Raw genomic sequence first — 7,839 nt, forward strand, 5'->3', positions numbered from 1 at the left:
GGAAAGATTCGACAGATTCGAGCATGGAAAAGTCTCGGCAAATTGATTGTTTTTAGGTGAGATTGACCCGGACCTTAGCAATTCATGCCGCACCTGAAAAGCGCAAAATGTCGCCTTTGTGAATTTAAATGGTGCATTGGATATAAATAAATCTGGATTCTTGCCCCCAAGTGGGGATTTCAACCCAGTGAATGCACCAATAGGGAAATCGCTATCGCAGGCAAGCCAGCTCCCACATTTGATCGATGTTGCCCGGGGAAACGCGGTCAAGGTGGGAGCTGGCTTGCCTGCGATGAATCCACCTCGGTTCCCCTGCGAAACACAAAAAAAGCGGAGCCCGAAGGCTCCGCTTTTTTCAAACCCACCCGAATCAGGCGAGCTTTTTGTGACGCACACGGTGCGGCTGGGCAGCCGCATCGCCCAAACGCTTTTTACGGTCGGCTTCGTACTCGGTGTAGTTGCCTTCGAAGAACACCGCTTGCGAGTCGTCTTCGTACGCCAGGATGTGAGTGGCCACACGGTCAAGGAACCACCGATCGTGAGAGATCACAATGGCGGCGCCCGGGAAGTCCAGCAGGGCTTCTTCCAGGGAACGCAGGGTTTCAACGTCGAGGTCGTTGGACGGTTCATCGAGCAGCAACACGTTGCCGCCCTCTTTCAGGGTCAGCGCCAGGTGCAAGCGACCGCGCTCACCACCGGACAGGTCCTTGACGAACTTCTGCTGGTCGCCGCCCTTGAAGTTGAAACGGCCGACGTAGGTGCGCGACGGGATTTCATAGTTGCCGATGCGGATCTGGTCGGAACCGTCGGAAATCTGCTGGAACACGGTCTTGCTGCCGTCGAGGTCGTCACGGCTCTGGTCCACACAGGCCAGCTGCACGGTTTCGCCCACTTCGATGCTGCCCGAATCCGGGGTTTCCTTGCCCATCAACATGCGGAACAGCGTGGATTTACCCGCGCCGTTACCACCGATAACGCCGACGATTGCGCCTTTTGGCATGGAGAACGACAGGTTGTCGATCAACACGCGGTCGCCGTAGCCTTTGGAAACGTTCTTGAATTCGATGACCTTGTCACCCAGGCGCGGACCGGCCGGGATGTAGATCTCGTTGGTTTCGCTGCGTTTCTGGAATTCCTGCGACTGCATTTCTTCAAAACGTTGCAGACGTGCCTTGGATTTGGACTGGCGGGCCTTGGCGCCTTTGCGCACCCACTCCAGTTCTTCTTTCATGGCTTTTTCGTGGGCCGATTGCTGCTTGGATTCAGCAGCCAAGCGGTCGGACTTGGCTTCGAGCCAACCGGAGTAGTTACCCTCGTAAGGGATACCGGCGCCACGGTCGAGTTCGAGGATCCAGCCCGCGACGTTGTCCAGGAAGTACCGGTCGTGCGTGATCGCAACCACGGTGCCCGGGAAGTCGTGAAGGAAATGTTCCAGCCAGGCGACGGAATCGGCGTCCAAGTGGTTGGTTGGTTCGTCGAGCAGCAGCATGTCAGGGGCCGACAGCAGCAGACGGCACAGGGCCACACGACGTTTTTCACCACCGGAGAGGAATTCGACCTTGGCGTCCCACGCCGGCAGGCGCAGCGCGTCGGCGGCGACTTCCAGCTGGCGCTCCAGGTTGTGACCGTCGCCAGCCTGCAGGATGGCTTCGAGCTTGGCCTGTTCGGCGGCAAGCTTGTCGAAGTCGGCATCTTCTTCGGCGTAGGCGGCGTAGACCTCGTCCAGGCGGGCCTGGGCGTTCTTGATCACGGCAACCGCTTCCTCGACCACTTCACGCACGGTCTTGGTCGGGTCCAGGATTGGTTCTTGCGGCAGGTAGCCGATGTTCAGTTCGGGCATCGGGCGGGCTTCGCCTTCGAACTCGGTGTCGACGCCGGCCATGATTTTCAGCAGCGTGGATTTACCCGAACCGTTGAGGCCGAGCACGCCGATCTTGGCGCCAGGGAAGAAGGACAGCGAAATGTTTTTCAGGATTTCCCGCTTCGGCGGAACAACTTTTCCCAGCCGATGCATGGTGAAGACGTATTGAGCCATGGTGAACCTAGCGTCAGTGATGAATTAAGCGGGCGAAGCCCGTGCCAGGCCATGCGCCGCGCGGGCCGTTGACGGTGATCAATGCCTGCGTGCGGAAAAAGCCTGAATGTCTGGGGCTGGAACGCCCTCGCGTAACCGGCAAAGCTACCTCAATGCGCTTGGTCAGTCCAGCCAGGCGGGGCTGGCACTTTGCCACAACTCAAGGCATGCTAGCCGCCCTCCGGGCGTCCGGCTTATAGTGCACGTCGCGCGCCAGTCCAGCCAAACCGCAGGATCACAGCTTGTCCAAAGTCACGCCGCCAACTCCCCTGCGCGCCGCTCATATAGCGCCGGGAGCGCCCCTGCACGGCACCTTCAAAGGCGCATTGGCGACGCTTGTCCTGATGCTGCTCGCATTATTGTTCTGGCAGCTGCTGGACCAATTGCAGCAGAACCAGAAAAACCAACAGCAATACACCATCGACTACAGCGCCGACCTGGCGGAGCAGATCAGCCTGAACATGGCCCTGAGCGCGAAAATTGCGCTGAACCTGTTACCGATGGTCGAACCACCGCGCAACGACGAACAGCTGCAGGCGCTGCTGCGCACGTTGCAACGCTCGCTGCCTGAGCTGCGCAGTGTGGCCCTGCTCGCCCCCAGCGGCGCGATGGTCAGTGACAGCGCCAAAGACAGTGCAGACGCCGCCTGGCTTGAAGAGTTGGTACAGCGCAGCCACTCCCAACCTTATTACCTGAGCAACAACAGCGACGGCACCCTCATCTATTTGCTGCTGCACCAGCCCAGCGGCGGCTCCAGAATGTACTGGGCCCTGCGCCTGGCGCCCAACTACCTGAGCAACCTGACCCGCCAGGACGGCCAGGGCCAGCGCCCGATGTGGGCGATTGAAAACCGCCTGAACCACCGCGTGGTCAGCCGTGACAGCGGCATGCCGGCGCAATGGGCGTCTGCGTTGACGCCCGATGAGCTGAACAAAAGCGTGCTGGTCACGCCACTGAGCAAAAGCGACTGGCAATTGCGTGGGTTGTTCGACCGCAGCGCTGTGCTGGAGCAATTGCTGCCGGCATTCATCGGCAAATGCCTGCTGGGCCTGGCCTTTTCGCTGATCCCGGTGATCGTGTTGTTGAACATGCGCCGCCGTCAGCGCCAGGTGCATGAAGGTCGCAGGCGTTACCAGGACATATTCGAAGGCACTGGCGTGGCCCTGTGCGTGCTGGACCTCTCGGGGCTAAAGGCCTTTTTCGACAAGGCCAATATGCAGACCCGCGAGCAATTGCAGGCCTGGTTGCACAACAGTGCCGAGGAGCGCACACAACTGCTCAAAGAGTTGCGCATCACCGAGGTCAATCAGGTGGCTGTGCGCCTGCTCAATGTCGGTTCCTGCGAGGAGGCCTGGGAACGCCTGATCGATGATTGCCCGCGCAACGCCACGGCCATCGGCTACCAAGTGCTGGAAGCGGTGCTGACGCAGCAAAAACAGTTGGAGCTGGAAATCCAGCTAAACGATGTGGCCGGCAACGAGCAATACCTGTGGCTGGTGATGCGCCTGCCGGAACAACAGGACGATTTCAAGGCGGTGATCCTCAGCATCAGCGACATCACCAGCCGCAAGCTCATCGAGCTGTCGCTGGTGGAGCGCGAGAGTTTTTGGTCGGACGTGGTGCGTACCGTGCCCGATCACCTGTATGTGCAGGATGTGATCAGCCAACGGATGATTTTCAGCAACCACCACCTGGGCCACACCCTCGGCTACAACAAGGCCGAGCTGGCGCAAATGGGCGAGTACTTCTGGGAAATCCTGCTGCACCCCGAAGATGCCGAGTATTACCACGAACTGCGCCAGCAACAGCGCCAGGTCGGCTATACGACCCAGCTGCAATGCCAGCTGCGCTTTCGCCATCGCAATAACCAGTGGCGACGTTTCGACATCCGCGAACAGGCCCTGGCGCGGGACAAGACGGCGGTGGTCACGCGGATCATCGGCGTGGCCAAGGACATTACCGACCAGATCGAAGCCAGTGAATCCCTGCGCGACAGCGAGCAGCGTTACCGCATGCTGGCCGAAAGCATCAGCGACGTGATCTGCTCCACCGACAGCCAGTTGGCGCTCAATTACATCAGCCCGTCGGTCAATGCCGTGCTGGGTTACGACGTGGACTGGGTGATCAAGCATGGCTGGCAGTCGATTGTGGCCAACCCGCAACAACTGTCCGGCATTTACAGCCTGGTGGAACAGGTCAGCCGCGCGCTGGGCGACACCGAGGCGCTGAATAAGCTGCGCGATGAGGTGCAGACCCAATTGTTCCTGTTCGACTGCCTGCGCGCTGATGGCCGTAAAGTGCCGATCGAGGCGCGCTTGGTGCTGGTGTGGGATGAACATGGCGCGTTCGAGGGCATCCTCGGCGTGGGCCGCGACGTCAGCCAGCAACGCCGCGCCGAGAAAGACCTGCGCATGGCCGCCACGGTATTCGAACACTCCACGTCGGCGATCCTGATCACCGACCCGGCCGGTTATATCGTGCAGGCCAACGAGGCGTTCAGCCGGGTCAGCGGGTATGCCGTGGCGGACGTGCTCGACCAGTTGCCAAACATGCTCACCGTCGACGAACAACAGGCAGCCCACCTGCGTTATGTGCTCAAGCAGCTGCACCAGCACAGCACCTGGGAAGGCGAAGTGTGGCTCAAGCGCCGCAATGGCGAGCATTACCCGGCCTGGGTCGGCATCACCGCGGTGTTCGACGATGAAGGCGACCTGGCCAGCTACGTGTGCTTCTTCAGTGATATCAGCGAGCGCAAGGCCAGCGAACAGCGCATCCACCGCCTGGCCTACTACGACGCCCTGACTCACCTGCCCAACCGCACGCTGTTCCAGGACCGCCTGCACACTGCGTTGCAGGCGGCCGAGCGGCAGAAGTCGTGGGTGGTGCTGATGTTCCTTGACCTTGACCGCTTCAAGCCGATCAACGACTCCCTTGGCCACGCCGCCGGCGACCGCATGCTCAAGGAAATGGCCACGCGCCTGCTCGGTTGCGTGGCCGAAGACGACACCGTGGCGCGCATGGGCGGCGACGAGTTCACCTTGCTGCTGCAGCCGCGTGTCAGCCGTGACATGGCGCTGAACCGCGCGATTACGGTGGCCGAGCAGATCCTGGCGAGCCTGGTGAAGCCGTTTGTGCTCGAAGGCCGCGAGTTCTTCGTGACCGCCAGTATCGGCATTGCCTTAAGCCCGCAGGACGGCAACGAGCTGAGCCAACTGATGAAAAACGCCGACACGGCGATGTATCACGCCAAGGAACGCGGCAAGAACAACTTCCAGTTCTACCAGGCCGACATGAACGCCAGCGCCCTGGAACGCCTGGAGCTGGAAAGCGACCTGCGCCATGCGCTGGAGCAGAACGAATTCGTGCTGTATTACCAGCCGCAGTTCAGCGGCGACGGCAAACGCCTGACCGGCGCCGAGGCGCTGCTGCGCTGGCGCCACCCGCGCCGCGGGCTGGTGCCGCCGGGGGATTTCATTCCGGTGCTCGAAGAGCTCGGGCTGGTGGTGGACGTGGGCGATTGGGTGCTCAGCGAAGCCTGCCGCCAGCTCAAGACCTGGCACCAGAACAAGGTGCGTGTGCCGAAAGTCTCGGTGAACATCTCGGCGCGGCAGTTCTCCGACGGTCAGTTGGGCGAGCGCATCGCCAGCATCCTCAGGGACACCGGCCTGCCGCCGGCGTGCCTGGAGCTGGAGCTGACCGAAAGTATCCTGATGCGTGAGGTCAACGAGGCCATGCAGATTCTTGCCAGCCTGAAGAACCTCGGGCTGAGCATCGCGGTGGATGACTTTGGCACTGGCTATTCGTCGCTGAACTACCTCAAGCAGTTCCCGATCGACGTGTTGAAGATCGACCGCACCTTTGTCGACGGTCTGCCCTCCGGCGAGCAAGACGCGCAGATCGCCCGGGCGATTATCGCCATGGCCCACAGCCTGAACCTGGCGGTGATCGCCGAGGGCGTGGAAACCCATGAACAGCTGGATTTCCTGCGCGAACATGGCTGTGACGAGGTGCAGGGCTACCTGTTCGGGCGGCCGATGCCGGCGAACCGGTTTGAGGCGCAGTTCAGCAATGATGCGCTGTTCATGTTCGACTGAAGCCCTTTGGTTGCGCTGGACCTTGTAGTGAGCGGGCTTGCCCCGCGCTGGGCTGCGTAGCGGCCCCAAAGCCTGAAAGTTATTTCCGCCAGAGAGATGCGGTGACTTTATCGGGGCCGCTTCGCGCCCCAGCGCGGGACAAGCCCGCTCACCACAACAGCCAGCATGAGCCCCGCTTGTCCGCGACATGATGTCCTTTCATATGCCATCTAAAACCCATTGGGTTAGAATGCCCTCCTTTTCTGCCCCCGATCCTTGAGGACCGCCATGTTCAGCCGTGATTTGACTATTGCCAAGTACGACGCCGATCTCTTCGCTGCCATGCAGCAAGAAGCCGTGCGCCAGGAAGAGCACATTGAACTGATCGCTTCGGAAAACTACACCAGCCCTGCGGTCATGGAGGCTCAAGGTTCGGTGCTGACCAACAAGTACGCCGAAGGCTACCCAGGCAAGCGCTACTACGGTGGTTGCGAGTACGTCGACGTGGTTGAGCAACTGGCCATCGACCGTGCAAAAGAATTGTTCGGCGCCGATTACGCCAACGTCCAGCCGCACGCCGGCTCCCAAGCCAACAGCGCCGTGTACCTGGCCCTGCTGCAAGGCGGCGACACCATCCTGGGCATGAGCCTGGCCCACGGCGGTCACCTGACCCACGGCGCCAGCGTTTCTTCCTCCGGCAAGCTGTACAACGCCGTTCAGTACGGTATCGATGCCAATGGCCTGATCGACTACGACGAAGTCGAGCGCCTGGCGGTTGAACACAAGCCAAAAATGATCGTGGCCGGTTTCTCTGCCTACTCGCAGATCCTCGACTTCCCGCGCTTTCGCGAAATCGCCGACAAAGTGGGCGCCTACCTGTTCGTTGACATGGCTCACGTAGCCGGTCTGGTCGCCGCTGGCGTCTACCCGAACCCGGTGCCTTACGCTGACGTCGTGACCACCACGACCCACAAGACCCTGCGCGGTCCACGTGGCGGCCTGATCCTGGCGCGCGCCAATGCCGAGATCGAGAAGAAGCTGAATTCCGCCGTATTCCCGGGCGCCCAAGGTGGCCCGCTGGAGCACGTGATCGCCGCCAAAGCGATCTGCTTCAAGGAAGCCTTGCAGCCTGAGTTCAAGACTTACCAGCAACAAGTGGTGAAGAACGCCAAGACCATGGCCGAAGTGTTTATCGCACGCGGTTTTGACGTGGTGTCCGGCGGTACTGAAAACCACCTGTTCCTGCTGTCGCTGATCAAGCAGGACATTTCCGGTAAAGATGCTGACGCTGCCCTGGGCAAAGCCTTCATCACCGTGAACAAGAACTCCGTGCCGAACGACCCACGTTCGCCGTTCGTCACCTCCGGCCTGCGCTTCGGCACCCCGGCGGTGACCACTCGTGGCTTCAAGGAAGCAGAGTGCAAGGAACTGGCTGGCTGGATCTGCGACATCCTGGCTGACCTGAACAACGAAGCCGTGATTGATGCGGTGCGTGAGAAGGTCAAGGCCATCTGCAAGAAGCTGCCGGTGTACGGCGCTTGATTGCAGTGGTTTGAATGAAAAGCCCGGCGTTTGAGCCGGGCTTTTTTATGCCTGAAAAACGACTTTCGATCGTTCACTCCGCGTGGGTGCGCTCAGTTATTGAGTTGAAATGCAGTCAATGTGGGAGCGGGCTTGCTCGCGAAAGCGGCC

Annotated in this window: 3 protein-coding genes; 2 read left to right on the forward strand and 1 reads right to left on the reverse strand. The window is 60.6% G+C overall.

Features of this window, described 5'->3' with window-relative positions; translation table 11 throughout:
• Positions 1-370: 370 nt before the first annotated feature.
• The gene (gene ettA / locus WBB95_RS26555) at positions 371-2,035 is read right to left on the reverse strand and encodes an energy-dependent translational throttle protein EttA (RefSeq protein WP_395610482.1); all 1,665 of its coding nucleotides are present in this window, start codon (positions 2,033-2,035) and stop codon (positions 371-373) included.
• 281 nt (positions 2,036-2,316) lie between these two features.
• Between ettA and WBB95_RS26560 the strand changes: the two genes are divergently transcribed.
• On the forward strand, positions 2,317-6,168 hold the full coding sequence (locus WBB95_RS26560) for an EAL domain-containing protein (RefSeq protein WP_424490277.1): 3,852 nt from the start codon (positions 2,317-2,319) through the stop codon (positions 6,166-6,168).
• A 267-nt stretch (positions 6,169-6,435) separates the two neighbouring features.
• The gene (gene glyA, locus WBB95_RS26565; protein WP_424490278.1) at positions 6,436-7,689 is read left to right on the forward strand and encodes a serine hydroxymethyltransferase; all 1,254 of its coding nucleotides are present in this window, start codon (positions 6,436-6,438) and stop codon (positions 7,687-7,689) included.
• Positions 7,690-7,839 lie beyond the last annotated feature (150 nt).

It is taken from the genome of Pseudomonas sp. (assembly GCF_049645325.1).
GTDB lineage: Bacteria > Pseudomonadota > Gammaproteobacteria > Pseudomonadales > Pseudomonadaceae > Aquipseudomonas.